The following is a 23306-nucleotide window of genomic DNA, read 5'->3' on the forward strand; positions in this document are numbered from 1 at the left end:
GGATCCAAGCTTGATGGGTTGCGTCGTTGAGGCGGCGAATAAGGCAAAGATCAAGAGCTTCCGTGCGCTGAAGCACACGGGTCACTTTCTTTGGGCCAGCAAAGAAAGTGACTCGGCCGCGGCAGCGGACGAAAAAACCGAACGTAGTGAGGCAAGTCGCCGACGACATCATGAAAGGCGGCGGAGCAAGCTCCGTTCTACAAAGCGGGCCGGGTAATGACCCCGGCCCGCGTCGGCATCATTGCGCCGGCTGCAATTGCGCTTCGGCGTTGACGGTCAGCAGGCGGTTGATGTCCTGCACATCGGACACCTCCAGCGTGCCGGCGGCCTCTTCCAGGCGCAGGCGGTTCTGCAGGAAGCCGTACTTGGCCTGCGCGTAGTTCTGCTGCGCGTTGAACAGGGTCTGCTGGTTGATCAGCACGTCGATCACCGTACGCGTGCCGACTTCGAGGCCGACCTGCGAGGCGTCGTACGCGGCTTTGGCCGAGACCACTGCCAGGCGGCGCGCCTCGACTTCGCTGACACCGGCGATCAATGCCTGGTAGGCACTGCGCGTGTTGCGTGCCAGAGCGCGCTTCTGCTGTTCCAGTTCGTTCTGCGCGGCATCGCGGCGGGCGATCGCCTGCCGTACCTGCGATTGCGTGGCGCCGCCGGAGAAGATCGGCACCGACAACGTCAGGCCGACACTGGGTCCGTAGCCGCGGCTGTTGCTGTGCGTCTCGCGCGGGAACGGCGGCAGGCCCGGCAGGGTGGTGTCGCCCCAGGAGTAGGTGTCGCCATAACTGCCGCTGAGATAGAGCTTGGGCCAGTGGCCGGCGCGCGCGGTTTCGACGTCGGCGCTGGCCGACTGCACCTGTAGTTCCTTGGCCATCAACGCGGGATTGTTCTTGACCGCGCTCTCGACCCAGGCATCGATGGTCTGTTCCGGCGGCAGTTCCGGCTTGAAATCGTCCGGCAGGCCCTGCAGGTTGCGCACCGGCTGGCCGGTGATCTCGGTCAGCGCCTGGTAGGCGTCTTCCAGTTCATTGCGGCGCACGATGGTGTTGGCGCGCGAGCTGTCGTACTGGGCGCGCGCTTCGTGCACGTCGGTGATCGGCGCGAGGCCGACTTCCAGGCGCTTGTCGGCGAAGTCGAACTGCTTCTTGGTCGCCGCTTCCTGCGCTTCGGCGGCAGCCAGCGTTTCGATAGCCACCAGCACGTTGAAATAGGCCTGCGAGGTGCGGGTGATCAGCGTGTCGTTGGCGCTTTCCAGCGAGAAGTCGCTGGCCCGGCCCAAGGCCTTCTGGCTTTTCAAACGGGTGAAGTTGCTGCGGTCGTAGATCATCTGGTCGAGGTTGACGCCGGTACCGCGATTGCTGGAATCGCGGAAGCTGTTGCTGGCCTGGACATCGCCGGTCTCCGGATCGATGACGCCGTCGGAGAAGCTGCTGTCGCGTGTGCGGTTGAACGTCATGCTGCCATTGAGCTGCGGCAGCATCGCCGCACGCGCCTGCACGGCGCCTTCCTTGGTGCCACGGCGGTTGGCTTCGGCGGCGGACAGCTGCGGGTCGCCGGTGCGTGCCAGCTCATAGGTCTGCAACAGGTCTTCGGCGAAGGCGCTGGCCGGCAACAGGGCCAGGGCGAGGGCGAAAAACAGCGGACGGCGACTCATGCGGGGAGGTCCTTGGTTTTTTATTGGTAGCCGCGCATCGTTGCGCGGGTTTCGGAAAGCAATCGCATCACAGTTGGAATTCGGGTTTCGGCGCGGCGCCGGCGAGGTACGGCAGCTCGGTCTCGAACAACGATTCGGTGCGCAGGCCGTTGACCTCGTTGTGCAGGCAAACCGCATCCATCACCGGTGCGCGGCCGCGTACCACGAACAGGCGCCCACCAGGACGCAGCCATTCGATGAAGCGCAGCGGCACGGTATCGACCGCAGCGGTCACGCAGATCGCATCGAAGCGCCGCGTGGTTTCCCACGCCAGCGCATCGGCGGTCTCGACGCGCACGTTGTTGTCATGGCCGTGCTGCGCCAGACGCGTGCGCGCCGAGTCGGCCAGCTCCGCCACCACTTCAAGACTAAGCACATCGCGTGCCAGATACCCGAGGCAGGCGCTGATGAAGCCGCTGCCGGTGCCGATCTCCAGCACTTCGTCGCCGGCATCGATGTCCAGCGCCTGCAGCATGCGGCCTTCGACCACCGGCTTCATCATCGACTGGCCATGGCCGATCGGCAGTTCCAGGTCGGCGTAGGCCAGCGTGCGATGCGCCTCGGGCACGAACGCATCGCGCGGCACGGTGCCCAGCGCCGCAAGCACGCGCAGGTCCAGTACGTCCCAGGGACGTACCTGCTGCTCGACCATGGTTTCGCGGGCTTTGGCGTAATCGATCGTCATGGGAGTGCCTGTTGCGGTCGGCCCGCGATTTTACCGGTCCCGGGCGACAACGTGGGAGACAGCATCAATCACGCGCCATTTGCTTCTGAGTGCCGGAAGTAACCGAGACTCCCGTATGACGACCCATCGGTGACAGCTGTCATCCGCGACCGCGGACGTCCGCGATGCTGCGGCGGACACCGGCTCAGCGCGGCTCATGCGCGCGCAGGAACAGGTCGACGGTGGCATCGATATGCGCATCGATCTCGCGTTTGCCCGGCCTGGCGCAAAGCCCGCTGACCATCTGCATGTGCAGCTGGCCCTTCAGCAGGCAGAAGAACTGCGACGGCGCGCGGGCGATGTCCGGTACCACCAGTTCGCCGGCGGCCATGCGTGCCTGCAGGAATTCGTTGAAGGCTTCCTGCACGCGCTGCGGACCAGCCTGCCAGAACATCTGGCGCACGCGCATGTCGCTGGACTGGGTCAGCATCATGCGGTGCATCGACAGCGCCTCGTCGCTGGTGATCAACGCGAAGAACGCCTGCGCGATCCGGGTCAGCTGGACCCGCAGCGGGCCCTTCAGGTCGGCCGGAAACAGGTCAGCCGGCATCTGCTCCTCGCACTTGACGCGAATCGCCTCCATGAACAACGCATCCTTGTCGCCGAAGTGGCTGTAGACGGTGAGCTTGGAAACCCCGGCCTCGTTGGCGATCTGGTCCATGCTGACCCCGTCGTAGCCGTGCAGGGTGAACAGCTGCTTCGCCGCTTCCAGGATCGCGGCTCGTTTGGTGAGGTCCTTGGGGCGCCCGGGACTGGGATTTTTGCTTCGGTCGAGGGGCTTGCTGGCGGCTGCTGGCTTGCTCATGGGGCAATACTAGACTAATCGGTTTGATATTTTTACTATACCGGTCAGTGCATTAATAAAGCCGGAGTCGTGCATGTCCGTGACAGTCAGGGTGGCCACGCTCGCCGCCGCGTTCGGATGCTTGGCCGCCTGCAGCAGCGCCGACGAACCCGCCGAAGCGCCGCGGCCGGTGCTGGTGACCCGGGCAGGCGATGCCACGGCTGCCGCGGTCGCCTTCGCCGGCGAAATCCGCGCCCGCGAGGAAAGCGCGCTGTCGTTCCGGGTCGGCGGCAAACTGGTCCGGCGCGACGTCGAAGTCGGCGCCCGGGTCAAGCGTGGCGACCTGCTGGCGGTGCTCGATCCCGGCGACCTGCGCCTGCAGGCCCAGGGCGCGCAGGCGCAACTGGCTGCCGCTGAGGCGGAACTGGGCCGCGCCCGCGCCGACCAGGCCCGCTACGCTCAGCTGGCCGAGCAGCAACTGGTCAGCCGCTCGGCACTGGACGCGCAAAACGCCGCGTTCAAGGCTGCCGAAGGCCAGGCCCGCGCCGCGCGCGCCAATCTCGACGTGGCCCGCAACCAGGCCGAGTACGCGCAGTTGCGCGCGCCGCGCGATGGCGTCATCGCAAGTCGCCAGGCCGAAGCCGGGCAGGTGGTGGCCGCCGGGCAGACCGTGTTCACGCTGGCCGGCGACGACGGGCGCGAGGTCGCCATCGCGTTGCCGGAATCGCGCATCCGCGGTTTCAGTGTCGGCCAGCCGGTGCAGGTCGAGCTGTGGAGCGCACCGGGCCAGCGCCTGCCCGGCACGATCCGCGAGATCGCCCCGGCGGCCGATCCGCAGACCCGCAGCTACGCCACGCGCGTCGCCCTGCGTGGCGAGGCGGCGCAGGCGGTGGAACTGGGCCAGAGCGCACGCGTTTACGTCGCCGCGGCCGATGGACATGCGGCCATGGCCTTGCCGCTCTCGGCGCTGCAGCGCGGCGCCGATGGCCGCCACGCGGTCTGGGTGGTCGATCCGCGGACACGGCGCGTGCATGCCACGCCGATACGCACCGGCGCCTTCGGCGAAGACAGCGTACCGGTGCTCGATGGCCTGAAACCCGATGCGCTGGTGGTCGCCGCCGGCGGGCACCTGCTGCGCGAGAACCAGCTGGTGACGCCAGTCGATCGCGACAACCGGCCGGTCGATCCGGAACCGCTGAAGCGATCCAGCGCAAGCACGGCAAAACCCTGACGCAGCGTTTGCGTCACCGATCGCGCCGATAACGCGCTCCCACCCGCGTATACCACCCAGCCCTCTCCACGCAGGCAGAGGGGAGAAGAGCCAACCGATGCGAAAGTTCAACCTGTCCGAATGGGCGCTGGGCAACCGCAACCTGGTGCTGTACGCGATGCTGGTGCTGGGCCTGATCGGCGTCTGGTCGTACAAGCACCTGGGCCAGTCCGAGGATCCGCCGTTCACGTTCAAGGCGATGGTGGTACGCACGCTGTGGCCGGGCGCGACCGCCGAGCAGGTGTCGCGACAGGTCACCGAGCGCATCGAGAAGAAACTGATGGAAACCGGCCAGTACGAGTTCATCCGCTCGTACTCGCGGCCGGGCGAATCGCAGGTGATCTTCGTGGCGCGCGATTCGTTGAAATCGTCGCGGATCGAACCGCTCTGGTACCAGGTGCGCAAGAAGATCGGCGACATCCGGCCGACCCTGCCCGAAGGCGTGGTCGGCCCGTTCTTCAACGACGAGTTCGGCGATACCTTCGGCAACATCTACGCGCTCAGCGGACAGGGCTTCGATTACGCGGTGCTGAAGGACTACGCCGAGCGCCTGCAGCTGGAACTGCAGCGCGTGCCCGATGTCGGCAAGATCGAACTGATCGGCCTGCAGCATCCCAAGGTCTGGATCGAGGTCAGCAACACCAAGCTGGCCACGCTCGGCATCCCGCTGTCGGCGGTGAAGCAGGCGCTGGAGCAGCAGAACGCGATCACCCCGGGCGGTTTCTTCGAGACGCCCGGCAGCCGGGTGCAGTTGCGCGTCGATGGCGCGTTCGATTCGGTCGAGGCGATCCGTGCCTTCCCGATCCGCGCAGGCGGTCGCACCATCCGGCTGGGCGACGTCGCCACCGTGCAGCGCGGCTTCTCCGATCCGGCCGCACCGAGGATGCGTTATCTGGGCGAGGATGCCGTCGGCATCGCCGTGGCGATGAAGGATGGCGGCGACATCCTGCGCCTGGGTCGCGCGCTGGAAGGCGAGTTCGAGCGCCTGCAGCAGACGCTGCCTGCCGGCATGCAGCTGCGCAAGGTCGCCGACCAGCCGCAGGCGGTGAAGGACTCGGTCGGCGAGTTCGTGCGCGTGCTGGCCGAGGCGATCGTGATCGTGCTGCTGGTCAGCTTCTTCTCGCTCGGTTTCCGCACCGGCCTGGTGGTGGCGGTGTCGATCCCGCTGGTGCTGGCGATGACCTTCGCGACGATGCACTACTTCGGCATCGGCCTGCACAAGATCTCGCTGGGCGCGCTGGTACTGGCGCTGGGATTGCTGGTCGACGACGCGATCATCGCGGTGGAGATGATGGCGATCAGGATGGAGCAGGGCTTCAGTCGCCTGAAGGCGGCAAGTTTCGCCTACGAATCGACCGCTTTCCCGATGCTGACCGGTACGCTGGTGACGGCGGCCGGCTTCCTGCCGATCGCGCTGGCGGCGTCGAGCACCGGCGAATACACGCGCTCGCTGTTCCAGGTGGTGACGATCGCGCTGGTGATGTCGTGGATCGTGGCGGTACTGTTCATTCCTTACCTGGGCGACAAGATGCTGCCGGACCTGGCGCACAGGCAGGAACCGAAGCCGACCTCGCCATCCGGGCGCTGGCGCGCGCTGCGACAGAGCGCCGCGGAACGCTTTCCACGATGGGCCTTCATGCTTGCCCCGCCGCCGATCGTGGGGCACGAGCACGATCCCTATCAGACGCCGTTCTATCGTCGCTTCCGCAGCCTGCTCGACGCATGCCTGTCGCATCGCTGGTGGGTGATCGGCATCACCGTGACGGCGTTCGTCGCTTCGATCCTGATGTTCCGTTTCGTGCCGCAGCAGTTCTTTCCGGATTCGACCCGTCCGGAACTGATGGTCGACATGGAACTTGCCGAAGGCTCGTCGCTGCGCGCGACCGCGACGCAGGCGCAGCGGCTGGAAGCGTTGCTGAAAGGACGCCAGGGCATCGACAACTATGTCGCCTATGTCGGCACCGGTTCGCCGCGTTACTACCTGCCGCTGGACCAGCAACTGCCGGCGGCCAACTTCGCCCAGTTCGTGGTCCGCGCCGACGATCTCGAGGCACGCGAGGACGTGCGTCGCTGGCTGATCGACGACATCATCCCGCGCTTCCCGGAACTGCAGTTGCGGGTGACGCGCCTGGAGAATGGTCCGCCGGTCGGCTACCCGCTGCAGTTCCGCGTTTCCGGCGAGCACATCGACCGCGTGCGTGCGATCGCGCACCAGGTCGCCGACAAGGTGCGTGCCAATCCGCATGCGACCAACGTCAACCTGGACTGGGACGAGCCCAGCAAGGTCGTGCGGCTGCGCATAGACCAGGATCGCGCGCGCGCGCTGGGCATCAGTTCGGCCGAGCTGGCGAGCTTCCTGTCCGGTTCGTTGTCGGGCCTGCGCGTCAGTACCTATCGCGAAGGCAACGAACTGGTCGAGATGCTGCTGCGCGGCCCCGACGAAGAGCGCGCGCGGCTCGACATGCTGTCCAGCCTGGCGGTGCCGACCGCCAGTGGCGCGTCGGTGCCGCTGGCGCAGGTGGCCAAGCTCGAGTACGCCTTCGAGGAAGGCATCATCTGGCATCGCGACCGCCTGCCGACGGTGACCGTGCGCGCCGACATCGAGGACGGGCTGACGCCGCCCAGCGTGGTGGCGCAGATCGAGCCGACGCTGGACGAGATCCGCGCGGCGATGCCCGATGGTTACCTGCTGCAGACCGGCGGCACCGTGGAGGATTCGGCGCGCGGCCAGAACTCGGTCAATGCCGGCATGCCGCTGTTCCTGCTGGTGGTGACCACGCTGCTGATGTTGCAGTTGCGCAGCTTCTCGCGCGTGGCGCTGGTGCTGCTGACCGCGCCGCTGGGCCTGATCGGGGTGACGCTGTTCCTGCTGGTGTTCCGGGTGCCGTTCGGCTTCGTGGCGATGCTCGGCACGATCGCGCTGGCCGGCATGATCATGCGCAACTCGGTGATCCTGGTCGACCAGATCGAGCAGGACATCGTCGCTGGCCACGACCGTTGGCACGCGATCATCGACGCCACGGTGCGCCGCTTCCGTCCGATCGTGCTGACCGCGCTGGCGGCGGTGTTGGCGATGATCCCGCTGTCGCGCTCGGTGTTCTATGGGCCGATGGCGGTGGCGATCATGGGAGGGCTGATCGTGGCTACCGCACTTACGCTGCTGTTCCTGCCGGCGTTGTATGCGGCGTGGTTCAAGGTCAGGCCTGACGAGGCGCGCACCCCGGCCTGACGGCAAGGTTGTCATCCCCGCGAAGGCGGGGTTGCAGTGATATTGCTTCCTGCTGCTGTAGAGCGGAGCCTGCTTCGCTGCTCTTGCTGCAAGCCAAAGAGCTTCCGCCCGCTGCGCGTGCGGGTCACTTTCTTTTGCTGACCCAAAAGAAAGTAACCAAAGAAAAGGGTCTTCCCCGATCACAGCTCACGTTGCGCTTTGTAGTCCTCGGAGATTTTCCGAGTCGGCATCCTGCCTCCATCGGAAAACGGCGGCCATCCATGGCCGCCGCCCTCCGGGTCTGTGAAGTGGCTCGGATCGCTGCTAGTTCGTGCCAACAGCCAACAGCCAACAGCGCAGCTAAGTCGAACCAATCGGCAGACTGCGGAGGACTACCAAACGCAGCAATCAAATTTCAGGCGAGAACAAGAACTCCGGCAACGATGAAAGCGGTTCTGAACTAGCGAACATCGAGTGCAACGCCTGCCAAGCCGGCTTCGGGCCCTTTCTTTGGTTACTTTCTTTGGGCCAACAAAGAAAGTGACCCGCACGCGGTAGCGGGCGGAAAAGCCGACCCGTAGGGTCGGGAACTTGCGTCGTCCTTCGGCAAGCTCAGGATGAGCGGGGTGGTTGCGTCGTCCTTCGGGCAAGCTCAGGGTGAGCGGGGCGTTGCTTGTGGCGGGCCGTTGTTAGGACCTGCCGCTCGACCCAAGAAACCAACCTGGCCCCAGATGACGCGCTCCCGCATTCGGGTCTAGACTCGGCCGGCAAGCGATGGCCGGCGCGTCCGGTCTGCCAGCAAGCGGGGATCGCGGTGAAACCGACCGATATTCGCAACCCGGACACCTTCCACAAGGTCGTCGACTGCCAGTGGGCCTGCCCCGCGCACACGCCGGTGCCCGAGTACATACGCCTGATCGCCGCCGGCCGTTACGCCGGTGCCTACATGGTGAACTGGCACTCGAACGTCTTTCCCGGAATCCTCGGTCGCACCTGCGATCGTCCCTGCGAGCCGGCGTGCCGGCGCGGGCGCGTCGAGCAGAACAATGGCGACGATCCCGAGCCGGTCGCGATCTGCCGGCTCAAACGCGTGGCCGCGGACAACAAGGGCGACGTGCAGGCGCGCATGCCGAAACCCGCGCTGCAGGGCAACGGCAAGCGCATCGCCTGCGTCGGCGCCGGGCCGTCGTCGCTGACGGTCGCGCGTGATCTGGCGCCGCTGGGTTACCACGTCACCGTCTTCGAGGCCGACCCCAAGGCCGGTGGTTTCATGCGCACGCAGGTGCCGCGTTTCCGATTGCCGGAAAGCGTGATCGACGAGGAAACCGGCTACATCCTCGACCTGGGCGTCGAGTTCGTCGGTGGCCGCCGCATCGATTCGATGAAGGCGCTGCTCGCCGAAAACTACGACGCGATCTTCGTCGGCAGCGGTGCGCCGCGCGGGCGCGACCTTGATCTCCCCGGACGCAGGGAAGCCGCCGCGCAGATCCATGTTGGCCTGGACTGGCTGGCTTCGGTGTATTTCGGCCACGTCACCGCGGTCGGCAAGCGCGTGCTGGTGCTCGGCGGCGGCAACACCGCGATGGACTGCTGCCGCTCCGCGCGCCGGCTCGGCGGCGTCGACGTCAAGGTGCTGGTGCGTTCGGGCTTCGACGAAATGAAGGCCAGTCCGTGGGAAAAGGAGGATGCGCAGCACGAAGGCATCCCGATCCTGGATTGCCGCGTGCCCAAGGCTTTCGTCCACGCCAGCGGCCGGCTGACCGGGATGACCTTCGAGCGCGTGCGCGCCGAATACGACGACAAAGGCCGGCGCAGGCTGGTGCCTACCGGCGAACCCGACGAATTCCATGCCTGCGACGAGGTGTTGATCGCGGTAGGCCAGGAGAATGCCTTTCCCTGGATCGAACGCGATGCCGGCATAGCCTTCGACGAATGGGGCATGCCGGTCGTGGACAAGGTCACCCACCAGTCGACCTTGCCGCATGTATTGTTTGGGGGCGATGCCGCGTTCGGGCCGAAGAACATCATCTGGGCCGTCGCCCACGGCCATGCGGCCGCGATCTCGATCGACAAACTGCTGCATGGCGAGGACGTGCGTGAACGGCCCGACCCGCTGGTGCAGCTCGACTCGCAGAAGATGGGCATCCACGAATGGAGCTACGACAACGCGATCTCGCCGGACGAGCGCTACGTGGTGCCGTGGTCTGAGGCGGCCAGGAAGCTGGACAGCATCAGCACCGAAGTCGAACTCGGCTTCGACCCGGCAACGGCGTGGAAGGAGACGCAACGCTGCCTGAATTGCGACGTGCAGACCGTGTTCACCCGCGACAAGTGCATCGAGTGCGATGCCTGCGTCGACATCTGCCCGACCGATTGCATCACCTTCATTGCCAACGGCGAGGAAGCGGACCTGCGTCCACGCCTCACCGCACCGGCGTTGAATGTAGAGCAGGACCTGTATGTGTCCGAGCCGCTGAAGACGATGCGGGTGATGGTGAAGGATGAGGACGTCTGCCTGCACTGCGGACTGTGCGCGGAGCGTTGCCCGACCGGAGCCTGGGACATGCAGAAGTTCCTGTTGCTGGAGATGTATGCCGGTTCGGGTTGTCGTGGCGCGAAACACAAGGAGGCGGCGTGAACGGGTTCTGCTTCCGCCGGGGCGGCGCCGCATGACGCCGAGCCTCGCCCCACTGCAATCCACCAACGACTTCGTCGTCAAGTTCGCCAACGTCAACGGCTCCGGCTCGGCCTCGGCCAACGAACTGTTCGCAAAGGCCATCCTGCGCATGGGCGTGCCGGTCAGCCCACGCAATATCTTCCCGTCCAACATCCAGGGCCTGCCGACCTGGTACGAGGTGCGCGTATCCGAGCGCGGCTGGCTGGGCCGGCGTGGCGGCGTCGACCTGATGGTGGCGATGAACCCGCAGACCTGGGACGCCGACCTCGCCGAGATCGAGCCTGGCGGCTATCTGTTCTACGACAACAGCAAGCCCTTGCCGAAGTCGAAGTTCCGCGACGACGTCAACGTCATCGGCGTGCCGCTGACCGAGATCTGCAACGCCACCTACAGCGATCCGCGCCAGCGCCAGCTGTTCAAGAACATCATGTATGTCGGTGCGCTGAGTGCACTGCTGGACATCGACGTGCCGGTCATCGAAGCGCTGATCGGTGAGCAGTACAAGGGCAAGGAAAAGCTGCTCCAGCCCAACATCGAAGCCCTGCACCTGGGTCGCAATTGGGTGCGCGAGCACCTGTTGAATGCGGACCCCTCCACCCGGCCACCCATGGCCGGACTCTCGGACAAGGGTATCGGCCTGCAGGTGCGCAAGGCCGATGCGGTCGGTGACCGGATCTTCGTCGAAGGCAATGCCGCGGCGGCACTGGGCTGTGTCTACGGCGGCGCAACGGTCTGTGCGTGGTATCCGATCACGCCGTCGTCGTCGCTGGCCGAGGCGTTCCAGAAGTATTGCCAGAAGTACCGCGTCGACGATCAGGGCCGCGCGCGCCACGCCATCATCCAGGCCGAGGACGAGATAGCCTCGATCGGCATGGTGGTCGGCGCCGGCTGGAACGGCGCACGCGCCTTCACCACCACGGCGGGCCCCGGCATCTCGCTGATGAGCGAATTCATCGGTCTGGCCTATTTCGCCGAGATCCCGGTCACGATCATCGACGTGCAGCGCGGTGGACCATCGACCGGCATGCCGACGCGCACGCAGCAATCCGACATACTGGCCTGCGCCTATGCCTCGCACGGCGACACCAAGCATGTATTGCTGTTCCCCGAAGACCCGCGCGAATGCTTCGAATTCGCCGCTGCCGCGCTCGACCTGGCCGATCGCCTGCAGACGCCGGTGTTCGTGATGACGGATCTCGACATCGGCATGAACCAGCGCCTATGCGCGCCGTTCGCCTGGGACGACGCCCGGAGTTACGACCGCGGCAAGGTGATGACCGCGGAGCAACTCGACGAAGGCCGCGAGTTCGCCCGCTACAAGGACGTCGATGGCGACGGTATTCCGTACCGGACCTATCCCGGCACGCATCCGGACAAAGGCGCGTATTTCACCCGCGGCACTTCGCGCAATCCGCAGGCACAGTACTCCGAGCGCGGACCGGATTACGTCTACAACATGCAACGACTTCTGCAGAAGTTCGACACGGCCAGATCGCTGGTGCCGCAGCCGCTGTTGCGGCAGTCCGACATGCCGGCGCGCCATGGCGCGATCCATTTCGGCTCCACCAGTCCGGCGATGGATGAGGCGATCGAGCGGCTGCAGGAGCGTGGCATCGCGCTGGACACGCTGCGCGTGCGTGCGTTCCCGTTCCCGGATTCGGTGAAGGCCTTCATCGATGCGCACGATTCGGTGTTCGTGGTCGAGCAGAATCGTGACGCGCAGTTGCGTTCCCTGCTGGTGAACGAATTCGGCATCGATCCGGCGCGGCTGGTGGCCGTGCTGCATTACGACGGCACGCCGATCACGGCACGATTCATTTCGGATGCGATATCAGCGCGTTTGCGGCCGGAATCGAGAGCGGAGAGGGTCGCGTGATTATCGCGGCTTGCTTTCTATTGTTCATCCCGACACCGGATCGGGCGCGGGGTCGCGATGACAGAATGACGGTGGGAAGCAAGCAGCCATGACGTACCTCGCCAAACCAAAGCTCCATCACCCCACGCTCGCCTGCAACGCGATCGGCTTCACCCGGCGCGATTACGAAGGCAAGATCAGCACGCTGTGCGCGGGCTGCGGACACGATTCAATTTCGGCGGCGATCATCCAGGCGTGCTGGGAACTGGATGTCGAACCGCATCGCGTCGCCAAGCTGTCCGGAATCGGCTGCAGCTCGAAAACGCCGGACTATTTTCTCGGACAGTCGCATGGCTTCAACACCGTGCACGGACGCATGCCGTCGGTGCTGACCGGCGCCAACCTCGCCAACCGCGATCTGATCTACCTCGGCGTGTCCGGCGACGGCGATTCGGCCTCGATCGGCATCGGCCAGTTCGTGCATGCGATCCGGCGCGGCGTGAACATGGTCTACATCGTCGAGAACAACGGCGTGTATGGATTGACCAAGGGCCAGTTCTCGGCCACGGCCGACCAGGGATCGGTGTCGAAGAAGGGAGTCGCCAACACCGACAGTCCGCTCGACATGGTCAGCATGGCGCTGCAACTCGGCGCCAGCTACGTCGCGCGCAGCTTCTCGGGCGACAAGCACCAGTTGGTGCCGCTGATCAAGGGCGCATTGACGCATCGTGGCGCGGCCTTCCTCGACGTGATCAGTCCCTGCGTGGCCTTCAACAACCACCCCGGCAGCACCCGGAGCTACGATTACGTGCGCGAGCACAACGACGCGGTCAACCAGCTCGACGTGATGGTGCCACGCGCCGAGATCGTGGTGGATTACGCGGCTGGAGACACCATGGAAGTACAGCAACACGATGGCTCCGTGTTGCGCCTGCGGAAGCTGGACGAAGCCTACGATCCCTGCGACCGGCTGGCGGCGATGAACCTGATCCAGCAGCGCCACGCAATGGGCGAGGTAGTGACCGGATTGCTGTACTTCGACCAGCAGTCCAACGACCTGCATGGGCACCTCAACACGGTGCCGGTACCGTTGAACACGCTGCAGGCGGCCGAACTGAGTCCGGGTTCGGCGGTACTCGACAGGATCAACGCCTCGCTGCGTTGAAGCCCTTCCCTTCAAGGGGAGGGTTGGGCGGGGATGGGTTTGACGTTGATCCTCCCTGCAAGATCAAACCCATCCCCATCCCGGCCTTCCCCTTGAAGGGGAAGGAGACAAGCAAAAGCAGGGAACAAGCTCCGTTCTACGACGCGCTCAATCGCGCAACTCGGCGACGTGGCAATCCGCTGCAATGTGCTCCAGCACGGCCGCGGTGATTTCGCGGGTGCCTGCCGCGTGGCCATGTGCCAGTTCGGCGCTGAAGATGCCGTCGTCGAGCGTCGCCGATACCGCCTGCTCGACGCAACCGGCTTCCATCGCCAGGCCCAGTGAATGCCGCAACAGCATGGCGACGCTGAGGATCGCGCCGATCGGGTTGGCGATGCCGCGGCCGGCGATGTCCGGCGCCGAGCCATGGATCGGCTCGTACAGGCCGACACGTTCGTCGCCCAGCGAGGCCGAGGGCAGCAGACCCATCGAACCGGCCAGCATCGAAGCCTCGTCGGTGAGGATGTCGCCGAACATGTTCTCGGTGACGATCACGTCGAACGAGCGCGGTCGCGACAGCAAGTGCATCGCCATCGAATCGACCAGTTGGTGCTCCAGGGTGACGTCAGGGAATTCGTCGCGGGCGACGCGCGTCGCCACTTCGCGCCACAGTCGCGAGGTTTCCAGCACGTTGGCCTTGTCGACCGAGGTCACGTGGCGACGGCGCTCCCGCGCCAGTTCGCAGGCGCGTCGCACCACGCGTTCGACTTCGCCGACGCTGTAGCGGCAGACGTCGCTGGCGCTGCCGCCATCGCGCGTCTTGTCGCCAAAATAGATGCCACCGGTGAGCTCGCGCACCACCACCAGGTCGACGCCGGACAGCAGATGCGGCTTGATCGGCGCTGCGCCCAGCGTGGCCGGATGCGGCTGCACCGGGCGCAGGTTGGCGTACAGGCCCATGGCCTTGCGCAGCGCCAGCAGGCCCTGTTCGGGGCGCACTTTCGCGCCCGGATCGGACCATTTCGGGCCGCCGACCGCACCCAGCAACACCGCATCGGCATAGTGACATGCGGCCAGCGTCTTTTCCGGCAGCGGATCGCCGCAGGCGTCGATCGCGGCGCCGCCGATCGCGTGCTCGTGCAGGTTGAAGTGGTGGCGATAGCGCTGGCCGACGGCGCGCAGCACGGCGACGGCGGCCGCGGTGACCTCGGGGCCAATGCCGTCGCCGGGCAATACGACGATTTCAGCGTGCATGGTGGAACTCCTGTGGCGGATGCGCGGTGAGGCGGCTGTTCTCGAAACGGGTGATGGCGAACTGCTGCTTGAGCAGATAGCCGAGCTGATCCACGCCCTGCAGCAGACAGGTCTGGGCGAAGGAATCGAGGGGGAATTCGAAGTGACGGCCATCCGGCAGGGACACGCTGCGCGAGGCCACGTCGATGCGCAGCTCGATGCCGGGTTGCGCCAGCAGTTCGTCGACGATGGCGTCATCGAGCACGATCGGCAGCAGGCCGTTCTTCAGTGCGTTGCTGCGGAAGATGTCGGCGATCTGGCTGCTGATCACCGCGCGCAGGCCCAGGTCGGTCAGTGCCCAGGGCGCGTGTTCGCGCGAGGAGCCGCAGCCGAAATTGCGGCCGGCGACCAGGATCTGCGCGCCGGCGTTCTCTGGGCGATTGAGCGCGAATTCCGGATTGGTACTGCCATCAGCCAGCCAGCGCCAGTCATTGAAAGCGTAGCGGCCCAGTCCCTTGCGTTCGGTCGTGGTCAGGAAGCGCGCGGGGATGATCTGGTCGGTGTCGATGTTGCGCTCGCGCAGCACCACGGTGCGCGACACCAGTTCGGTGAAGGTGGACATCAGGCCACCTCCCGCAGGGAACGGTTGCGTACGGGAGGCGATGGCAGGAAGTCGCGCGGATCGGCGACCACGCCCATCACCGCGCACGCCGCCGCGGTCAGTGGCGAGGCCAGCAGCGTGCGCGCACCCTTGCCTTGGCGGCCTTCGAAGTTGCGATTGCTGGTCGATACGGCGAGTTGCCCGGGACCGACCAGGTCGCCGTTCATCGCGATGCACATCGAGCAGCCCGGTTCGCGCCACTCGGCGCCGGCATCGCGCACGATGCGATCGATGCCTTCTGCCTCCGCCGCACGCTTGACCTGCTCGGAACCTGGCACCACCAGCATGCGCACGCGCGGATGCACCCGTCGCCCACGCAGCACGCTGGCGACCTGGCGCAGGTCCGACAACCGCGAATTGGTGCAGCTGCCGACGAACACCACGTCGACCGGACGACCCGCCAGCGCATCGCCGCCATCGAAGCCCATGTAGGCCAGCGCCTTGCCTTCGTCGGCATCGCGCGCGAGTGGCAGGCGTGCGTCGACCGCGGCGACCTGCCCAGGATGCGTGCCCCAGGTCAACGTCGGCTTGACCGTGCGCGCATCGATGCGTACCTCGCGATCGAACCGGGCGCCATCGTCGCTGTGCAGTTCCCGCCAGCGCATGACGGCACGGGTGAAGTCGACGCCTTGTGGCGCACGCGGCGTTGTCGCGAGATAGTCGAAGGTCACCTGGTCCGGCGCGATCAGGCCGGCCCGCGCACCGGCCTCGATCGACATGTTGCAGACTGTCATGCGTTCGTCCATCGACAGTGCGCGGATGGTCGAGCCGCGGTACTCGATCACATGGCCGGTGCCGCCATTGACGCCGATCACGCCGATCACGTGCAGGATCAGGTCCTTGGCGCCGACGCCGGGCGCGAGTTCGCCGTCGATGGTGATCGCCAGCGTCTTCGGCTTGCGCTGCAGCAGGCATTGCGTGGCAAGCACGTGTCCCACCTCGCTGGTACCGATGCCGAACGCGAGCGCGCCGAAGGCACCGTGGGTCGCGGTGTGGCTGTCGCCGCAGACGATGGTCATGCCGGGCTGGGTCAGTCCGAGTTCCGGCCCGATCACATGGACGATGCCGCGCTGGGCGCTGTCGAAATCGAACAGTTCCACGTCATGGCGCGCGCAGTTGCGGCGCAGCGTGTCCACCTGGGTTTCGGCTTCCGCGCTGGCGTAGGGCAGGCGACCGCCGGCGTCGGCGGGCAGCGTCGGCGTCGAATGATCGAGCGTGCCCTTGGTCAGGTCAGGACGACGCAGGCGCAGGCCGCGCGCGTCGAGTTCGGCGAAGGCCTGCGGCGAAGTGACTTCGTGAATCAGGTGCAGATCGATGTAGAGGATCGCCGGCGTCGAGTCGCTCTCCGGCGTGACGACGTGCGCGTCCCACAGTTTGTCGAACAGGGTTTTCGGGGCGTTCATGGTGATTTCCGGTCAGGCCGATGCGGAGATGCGTTGCGGCTGGCGCGTGCGCAGCACGCGGTTGGCGATGTCCAGCCACGCCAGTGCACTCGCCTCGATGATGTCCTTGCTGGTGCCGGTGCCCTGGTACTCGCCATCCTCGTGGCGCACGCTGAGGTTCGCCTCGCCGCGTGCGTCGTTGCCGATGCCGACGCTGTGCACCTGGTAACTCTCGAGCTTCAGTTCGACGCCGGTGGCGGCGGACAGTGCGGCGAACAGCGCATCGACCGGACCATCGCCCAAGGCGCTTTCGATCACGTGTCCGCTGCGAGGGTCGGACAGCTCGACCTGCGCCACTGCGCGCTGGCCGCGGTCGCTGACCGTCATCGATGCCAGGCGATAACCGTCGTCGCCAGCATCGCCCTGCATCAAACGCTTCAGGTCGTCGTCCTCGACCACGCGCTGCTGCTCGCACAGCGCCTTGAACTCGGCGAACACGCGATCCAGTGCATCGTCTTCCAGCACGTAACCAAGCGCCTGCATGCGATGCGCGACCGCGGCGCGACCGCTGTGACGGCCCAGCACCATCTGCGAGGCCGGCCAGCCGACATCCTCGGGATTCATGATTTCGTAGGTGCCGCGATGGCGCAGCATGCCGTGCTGGTGGATGCCGGATTCGTGGGCGAAGGCGTTGGCGCCGACCACCGCCTTGTTGCGTTGCACCGGCATGCCGACCAGCCGCGACAACAGCTGTGAAGTCGGCACCAGGCGGCGCGTGTCGATGCGGGTGTCGGCGTCGAAGTAGGCGCCGCGTACCTTCAGCGCCATCACCAGTTCCTCCATCGCACAGTTGCCGGCGCGCTCGCCGATGCCGTTGATGGTGCATTCGACCTGGCGCGCGCCGCCTTCGATCGCGGCCAGCGAGTTGGCCACGGCCATGCCCAGGTCGTTGTGGCAGTGCGCGCTGAACACAACGTCCTTCGCGCCCGGCACCTCGGCGATCAGCCGCTGGAACAGGGCACGCATTTCCGACGGCGTGGTGTAACCCAGCGTGTCCGGCACGTTGATCGTGGTGGCGCCGTGGGCGATGGCCGCGCTGATCACTTCGGCGAGGAAGTCCTTCTCGGTGCGGGTACCGTCCTCGGTCGAGAACTCGACATCGTCGACCAGGCTGCGCGCATGGGCTACGTTGCGCGCGGTCGCTTCCAGCACCTGCTCGCGACTCATCCGCAGCTTGTGCTCGCGATGCAGCGGGCTGGTCGACAGGAACACATGCAGGCGTGGCTTCGCGGCGGCTTGCAATACGCGCGCCGAGGCTTCGATGTCGCCGGGCAGGCAGCGCGACAGCACGCACAGCGTGGTCTCGCGCAGTTCGCGCGCGATCAGCGCGGCCGCCTCGCGGTCGGATTGAGAGCTGGCCGGGAAGCCGGTCTCGATGATGTCGACACCAAGCTCGGCGAGCGCGCGCGCCATCACCACTTTCTGTTGAGGCGACATGCTGCAGCCGGGCGACTGTTCGCCATCGCGCAGGGTGGTGTCGAAGATGCGTACGTGATCGGGTGCGGCTGCGTTCATGCGAGGAGTTCCTCGGTAATGTCGGTACGGGTGCGGTGTCTCGAAGGAGAAGGCGTGTCCAGGTCGGGAAGAAGGCCGGCAGGAAGCGGGAGTGGCTTCGCTGCCGGCAACGGAAGTCGCTCGCGCACGCGCCGGCGCGGCTTGCGCGGCGGCCGCGGCCGCACTTCCGACAGCAACCGCGACAGCACGCCGGCGTCGAGATTTCCGCCGGAAACGACCGCGCATTTGCGCTTTCCGGCGACGCGCCGGCCGGCGGCCAGCGCCAGCGCGCCGGCGCCTTCGGCAATCACGTGTTCCTCCAGCGCCAACCGCACCAGTGTCTCGCGCAGTTCGGCTTCGCGGACGATGACGATGTCGTCGAGCAGCGATTCCAGTAGGCGCCGGGTGAGATGGCCAGGCTCCTTGACGCGCACGCCGTCGGCCAGCGTCGTGGCCGGATCGCGCAGACCGCGATCGCCTTTCAGCGCGCGCGCCATCGCATCGACACCCTCGACCTGCGCGCCAATGATGCGCACCCCTTGTGATTTCAGGGCCAGCGCGACACCCGAGGCGAGGCCGCCGCCGCCGATCGGCACCAGCACTACGTCCGGCGACATCGCCGCGGCGATCTCCAGCCCGACCGTGCCCTGGCCGGCGATCACGTCGGCATCGTCGAACGCGGACAGCAGGCGGAAATCATTCTGTGCGGCGAGTTCGGCGGCGAACGCTTTCGCTTCGTCATAGCTTTCGCCGTGCAGGCGCACGGCCGCGCCCCAGTGCGCGACACCGGCGATCTTGGTTTCGGGCGCATTTTTCGGCATCACCGTGATCGCGGGGATGCCGAGCCGGTAGGCGGCCCAGGCCATGCCCTGCGCGTGGTTGCCGGCAGAGGCGGTGATGACCTGGCGCCGATCTCCGCGCTCGCGCGCGGCCAGCAGCGCGTTCAGTGCGCCGCGAACCTTGTATGATCCGGTGCGCTGCAGGTTCTCCAGTTTCAGCCAGCAACCGAAACGTTCCGCATAGTGTGTCGGCGTCACATCGAGGTAGCGGCGCAGCCGCGCCTGCGCCGCCAGTACGTCGGCGGCAGTCACGGCAACATCGCTGGCTACGGCGGGATCCATCAGACCGGCGTCAGCCAGGCGTGCGAGGTCGATTCCTCGCCGCGCACCACGCGTGCGTACAGCGCCGCCAGTTCACGACTGACCGGATTGTCGCCATAGTTGCGGCCTTCGACTTCGGCCACGGGTGCGACCTCGGCGGCGGTGCCGCAGGCGAACACCTCGTCGGCATCCTGCAGTTCGGCCAGCGTCACCGCGCGCGACGTCGCGCCGCTCAGCGTAATGAGGGTGTCGCGGGTGATGCCGGGCAATGCGTCGCGGTGCTCGACCGCGGTGACGCGTCCGTCCTTGACCATGAACACGTTGGCGCCGGTGCATTCGACCACGTAGCCGTCGTGGTCGACGAACAGCGCCTCGCCGTAGCCACGGCTCCGGGCTTCGCGCTTGGCCAGGATCGAATTGACGTAGCCGCCGCACAGTTTCAGCGGCGGCAGCGAATCGGCCGGATTGCGCCGCCACGACGACACGCCGATGCGCGCGCGCGCGCCATTGAGGTGCACCAGGCTCTGCGTGGTCGCCACCATCATGTGCTGCGGGTGGCCGGACACGTCGAGGCCGAAACTACCCGCGCCGACCCAGGTCAGCGGACGTATGTAAGCGTCGCGATGGCAATTGGCGCGAAGTGTCTGCACGGTGGCCTCGGTAGCCTGAGCCACGTCGAAGTCCATGCCGAGCAGTTCCGCGCCCTGGCGCATGCGCTCCAGGTGTTCCGGCAGTCGGAAGATGGCGGCACCGTGCGCGGTGGCGTAGCTGCGGATGCCTTCGAACACACCGCTGCCGTAGTGCAGGGCATGCGTGCTCAGGTCGGCATGCAGTGCGTCGGCATCGACGATGTCGCCGTCGAACCACAGCCTGGGTTTGTCGTGCGGCGTATCCAAAATGTAATTCCGAGTGGAGCAAGGGACCTGCTTTTCAACGGCAGAAACAACAGGTCTCTCACTGCGTTCGGGATGACAGGGTGGAGGGAACTGTTCCGCGGGTTTGTTCAACATGGCGTCACCTGCACGTCCAGGCAGTCGTAAAGCTTCGCCAGCTGCTGTTGCAGCGACTCGTCGGAGCGTTCGCTTTCGACAGTCATGCGCAGGTACCAGCGGTCGCCATCGGCCTGCGCTTCGCCGTCGACGGCCAAGGGACGGAAGCCGCGGCGTTCGGCGGTGCCGAGCACGCGCACCAGTGCGCCTTCGGCCTGGCGCAGGGTCAGATCAAGCTGATATCGCATGGCTGGCATCCTTGGGCGGGGAAAGGTGGGGCGCGTTGCCGATCAGCAACGAAGTGGCTTCATCGGCGTCGAGCATCTGCGCGTTGTTGTGGTTCGGCGGCACCAGCGGCCAGACATTCGCGGCCTGGTCGATGGCGACATGCAGCAGAGCAGGGCCGGGTGAGTCGAGCAGCGCCTGCAATGCGTTGTCGACGCGATCGGCGCGATCGACGTGCAGGGCATGGATGCCGAACGCAGTGGCGACCGCGGCGAAGTCGGGGTTGTCGGACAGGTCGACTTCGGAATAGCGCTTGTCGAAGAACAGTTCCTGCCATTGCCGCACCATGCCCAGCGCCTGGTTGTCGAGCAGCACGATCTTCACCGGCAGGCCGTAGCGCTTGAGGGTGGCCAGTTCCTGGACGTTCATCAGGAACGACCCATCACCGCTGACGCAGATCACCTGCGCGTCCGGATCCTGCAGCTGGGCACCGATCGCGGCTGGCAGGCCGAAGCCCATCGCACCGAGTGCGCCGCTGGTCAGGTGCTGGCGCGGATCGCTGAAACGCCAGTGCTGCGCGACCCACATCTGGTGCTGGCCGACATCGCAGGCGACCACGGCCCTGGGTGCGCGTTCCGACAACTGCTTCAGCAGCGCCGGTGCATAGACGCTGTCGCCGGGCGCGTCGTAGCGCGCGGCATGGTCGCGTGCGCGTTGCTGGCAGGTCGCGCGCCATTGCCGGCGGAACGCGCCGTTGCGGCCGTGCAGGTGCGCGGCGCAGGGCAGGGTCAATGCGGTCAGCGTGGCGCGGATGTCGCCGCGCACGCCGACATCGGCGTGGCGCAGCTTGCCGATCTCGCACGCGTCGAGGTCCATGTGCACGACGCGCGCGTTCGGCGCGAACTCGGCAAGTTTGCCGGTGGCGCGATCGTCGAAGCGGGCGCCGACCACGATCAGCAGATCGGATTCCTGCACGGCGAGGTTCGCCGCGCGACTGCCGTGCATGCCGAGCATGCCCAGATTGAGTGGATGACCGGTCGGCAATGCACCCAGCCCGCGCAGGGTCAGCACGGACGGAATCTGGGTGGCATCGACGAAGGTGCGGAAGGCCTGCACCGCATCGCCCAATGCGATGCCGCCACCGCCATACACCACCGGGCGCTGCGCCTGCGAGACGAGCGCCAGCGCCGCATGCAGCGATGCGTCCATCGGCGCCGGCGCGCGTTCGACCGGCAGCGGCGCGTGCATGGGCAGGTGCGAGGCATCGCCGTTCTGCACATCCTTGGGCAGGTCGATCAGCACCGGCCCGGGACGGCCCGAGCGGGCGATGCGGAACGCCTCGCCCAGCATGCGCGACAGGTCGTCGACGCTGCGCGCGAGGAAGCTGTGCTTGACGATCGGCAACGTCATCCCGAACACGTCCAGTTCCTGGAACGCATCGGTGCCCATCAGCGTGGTCGGCACCTGGCCGGTGATGACCACCATCGGCACCGAGTCCAGCATCGCATCGGCGATGCCGGTGACCAGGTTCGACGCGCCAGGACCGGAGGTCGCGACGCATACGCCCACTTGCCCGCTGGCACGGGCGTAGCCGTTGGCAGCGAAAGCCGCACCCTGTTCGTGGCGGACCAGGACATGCTTCATCGCATGCCCGCTGGAGGCCGCGCCGTGCAGGGCGTCGTAGAAAGGCATGATCGCGCCGCCCGGATATCCGAACAGCGTGTCCACGCCTTCTGCGGCCAGTGCCTGCACCAGCCAGCGGGCACCGTTCATCACGCGGCCGCCGTCTGAGGTTCGAGCGCGGCAGCGGGTGGCTGCGCCTGCTGCGGGGAAGTCGACAGCCACTTCATGTTGGCGCGCAGCTTCTTGCCGACGGCTTCGATCGGATGCTCGAGGTCGGCCTGCTTCATCGACTTGTAGTTGGCGTTGCCGGCGGCGTATTCGGCTATCCACTGGCGCGCGAACGTGCCATCCTGGATTTCGGTCAGCACCTTCTTCATCTGCGCGCGGGTGTTGTCGTCGACCACGTACGGGCCGCGGGTGAGCGCGCCGTACTGCGCGGTCTCGCTGATGAACTCGTGCATGCGGGTGACGCCGCCTTCGTAGAACAGGTCGACGATCAGCTTCAATTCGTGCAGGCACTCGTAGTAGGCCACTTCCGGCTGGTAACCGGCTTCGACCAGCGTTTCCCAGCCGGCCTGGACCAGTTTCGTCGCGCCACCGCAGAGCACGGCCTGCTCGCCGAACAGGTCGGTCTCGGTTTCTTCCTTGAAGGTGGTCCGGATCGCGTTCTGGCGCGCGCCACCGATGCCGGCGCAGTAGGTCAGCGCGAACGTTTCCGCATTGCCTGACTTGTCCTGGTGCACGGCGTAGACGCTGGGCACGCCGCGACCGATCTCGTATTCGCGACGCACCAGCGCGCCCGGACCCTTCGGTGCGACCAGCACGACATCGAGGTCCTCGCGCGGGGTGATCTGGCCGTAATGCACGTTGAAACCGTGCGCGAACAGCAGGCATGCGCCCTGCGCGATGTTCGGTTCGATGACCTCGCCATACAGCTGCGGCTGCACCATGTCGGGCGTCAGCACGGCGACGATCTCGGCGCCCTTCACCGCATCGGCCGGTGCCTTGACGGTGAAGCCGTCGGCCCTGGCCTTGGTTTCGGTCGGGCCGCCCGACCGCAAGCCGACGGTGACGTCGAAACCGGAATCGCGCAGGTTGAGCGCATGCGCGCGGCCCTGGCTTCCGTAACCGACGATGGTGATCCGGGGTTTGCTGGTGCTGGTCATTGCGATGGCCTTGTTGGGTGA

General features: G+C 66.3%; 17 protein-coding genes. 5 read left to right on the forward strand and 12 right to left on the reverse strand.

The window, feature by feature from the left end:
• Positions 1 to 238: 238 nt before the first annotated feature.
• The 3 genes from IP90_RS01905 to IP90_RS01915 form a co-directional block, all read right to left on the reverse strand.
• On the reverse strand, positions 239 to 1651 hold the full coding sequence (locus IP90_RS01905; protein WP_144897915.1) for a TolC family outer membrane protein: 1413 nt from the start codon (positions 1649 to 1651) through the stop codon (positions 239 to 241).
• Positions 1652 to 1718: 67 nt separating this feature from the next.
• Positions 1719 to 2375 (reverse strand): protein-L-isoaspartate O-methyltransferase family protein, encoded by a 657-nt coding sequence (locus IP90_RS01910; protein WP_144897916.1) that lies wholly within the window; start codon positions 2373 to 2375, stop codon positions 1719 to 1721.
• 184 nt (positions 2376 to 2559) lie between these two features.
• Complete coding sequence (locus IP90_RS01915) at positions 2560 to 3219, reverse strand: TetR/AcrR family transcriptional regulator (protein ID WP_144897917.1); 660 nt, start codon at positions 3217 to 3219, stop codon at positions 2560 to 2562.
• Positions 3220 to 3292: 73 nt separating this feature from the next.
• On the opposite strand from IP90_RS01915, the gene IP90_RS01920 reads away from it, so the two are divergent.
• From IP90_RS01920 to IP90_RS01940, 5 genes are all read left to right on the forward strand, one after another.
• On the forward strand, positions 3293 to 4429 hold the full coding sequence (locus IP90_RS01920; protein WP_144897918.1) for an efflux RND transporter periplasmic adaptor subunit: 1137 nt from the start codon (positions 3293 to 3295) through the stop codon (positions 4427 to 4429).
• Positions 4430 to 4526: 97 nt separating this feature from the next.
• The gene (locus IP90_RS01925) at positions 4527 to 7697 is read left to right on the forward strand and encodes an efflux RND transporter permease subunit (protein WP_144897919.1); all 3171 of its coding nucleotides are present in this window, start codon (positions 4527 to 4529) and stop codon (positions 7695 to 7697) included.
• A 793-nt stretch (positions 7698 to 8490) separates the two neighbouring features.
• The gene (locus IP90_RS01930; RefSeq protein ID WP_144897920.1) at positions 8491 to 10314 is read left to right on the forward strand and encodes an FAD-dependent oxidoreductase; all 1824 of its coding nucleotides are present in this window, start codon (positions 8491 to 8493) and stop codon (positions 10312 to 10314) included.
• Between the two features lie 31 nt (positions 10315 to 10345).
• Positions 10346 to 12229, forward strand: a complete 1884-nt coding sequence (locus IP90_RS01935) for a 2-oxoacid:acceptor oxidoreductase subunit alpha (RefSeq protein ID WP_144897921.1) — start codon at positions 10346 to 10348, stop codon at positions 12227 to 12229.
• An 88-nt stretch (positions 12230 to 12317) separates the two neighbouring features.
• Positions 12318 to 13373 carry a 2-oxoacid:ferredoxin oxidoreductase subunit beta gene (locus tag IP90_RS01940; RefSeq protein WP_144897922.1) on the forward strand — a complete coding sequence of 352 codons (1056 nt, stop codon included), beginning with the start codon at positions 12318 to 12320 and terminating at the stop codon, positions 13371 to 13373.
• A 147-nt stretch (positions 13374 to 13520) separates the two neighbouring features.
• On the opposite strand, the gene leuB is transcribed toward IP90_RS01940, so the two are convergent.
• The 9 genes from leuB to ilvC form a co-directional block, all read right to left on the reverse strand.
• Positions 13521 to 14606, reverse strand: coding sequence for a 3-isopropylmalate dehydrogenase (gene leuB, locus IP90_RS01945; RefSeq protein ID WP_144897923.1), 1086 nt, complete (start codon positions 14604 to 14606; stop codon positions 13521 to 13523).
• Positions 14596 to 15207 (reverse strand): 3-isopropylmalate dehydratase small subunit, encoded by a 612-nt coding sequence (leuD, locus tag IP90_RS01950; RefSeq protein ID WP_144897924.1) that lies wholly within the window; start codon positions 15205 to 15207, stop codon positions 14596 to 14598. The genes leuB and leuD overlap by 11 nt, the downstream gene beginning before the upstream one ends.
• Positions 15207 to 16649, reverse strand: a complete 1443-nt coding sequence (leuC, locus tag IP90_RS01955) for a 3-isopropylmalate dehydratase large subunit (protein WP_144897925.1) — start codon at positions 16647 to 16649, stop codon at positions 15207 to 15209. The genes leuD and leuC overlap by 1 nt, the downstream gene beginning before the upstream one ends.
• Positions 16650 to 16661: 12 nt before the next feature.
• Entirely contained in the window at positions 16662 to 18203 is a 1542-nt protein-coding gene (locus IP90_RS01960; protein ID WP_144897926.1) for a 2-isopropylmalate synthase, read from the reverse strand.
• Positions 18200 to 19303 carry a threonine dehydratase gene (locus IP90_RS01965; protein ID WP_144897927.1) on the reverse strand — a complete coding sequence of 368 codons (1104 nt, stop codon included), beginning with the start codon at positions 19301 to 19303 and terminating at the stop codon, positions 18200 to 18202. The genes IP90_RS01960 and IP90_RS01965 overlap by 4 nt, the downstream gene beginning before the upstream one ends.
• Positions 19303 to 20178 carry an aminotransferase class IV gene (locus IP90_RS01970; RefSeq protein ID WP_158635241.1) on the reverse strand — a complete coding sequence of 292 codons (876 nt, stop codon included), beginning with the start codon at positions 20176 to 20178 and terminating at the stop codon, positions 19303 to 19305. The genes IP90_RS01965 and IP90_RS01970 overlap by 1 nt, the downstream gene beginning before the upstream one ends.
• A gap of 107 nt (positions 20179 to 20285) precedes the next feature.
• Positions 20286 to 20519, reverse strand: a complete 234-nt coding sequence (locus IP90_RS01975; protein WP_144897929.1) for an ACT domain-containing protein — start codon at positions 20517 to 20519, stop codon at positions 20286 to 20288.
• Entirely contained in the window at positions 20503 to 22269 is a 1767-nt protein-coding gene (gene ilvG / locus IP90_RS01980) for an acetolactate synthase 2 catalytic subunit (protein WP_144897930.1), read from the reverse strand. The genes IP90_RS01975 and ilvG overlap by 17 nt, the downstream gene beginning before the upstream one ends.
• On the reverse strand, positions 22269 to 23285 hold the full coding sequence (ilvC, locus tag IP90_RS01985) for a ketol-acid reductoisomerase (RefSeq protein WP_144897931.1): 1017 nt from the start codon (positions 23283 to 23285) through the stop codon (positions 22269 to 22271). Before ilvC ends, ilvG begins: the two co-directional genes overlap by 1 nt.
• Positions 23286 to 23306: the final 21 nt, after the last annotated feature.

It is taken from the genome of Luteimonas cucumeris (assembly GCF_007830035.1).
Taxonomy (GTDB): Bacteria; Pseudomonadota; Gammaproteobacteria; order Xanthomonadales; family Xanthomonadaceae; genus Luteimonas_C; species Luteimonas_C cucumeris.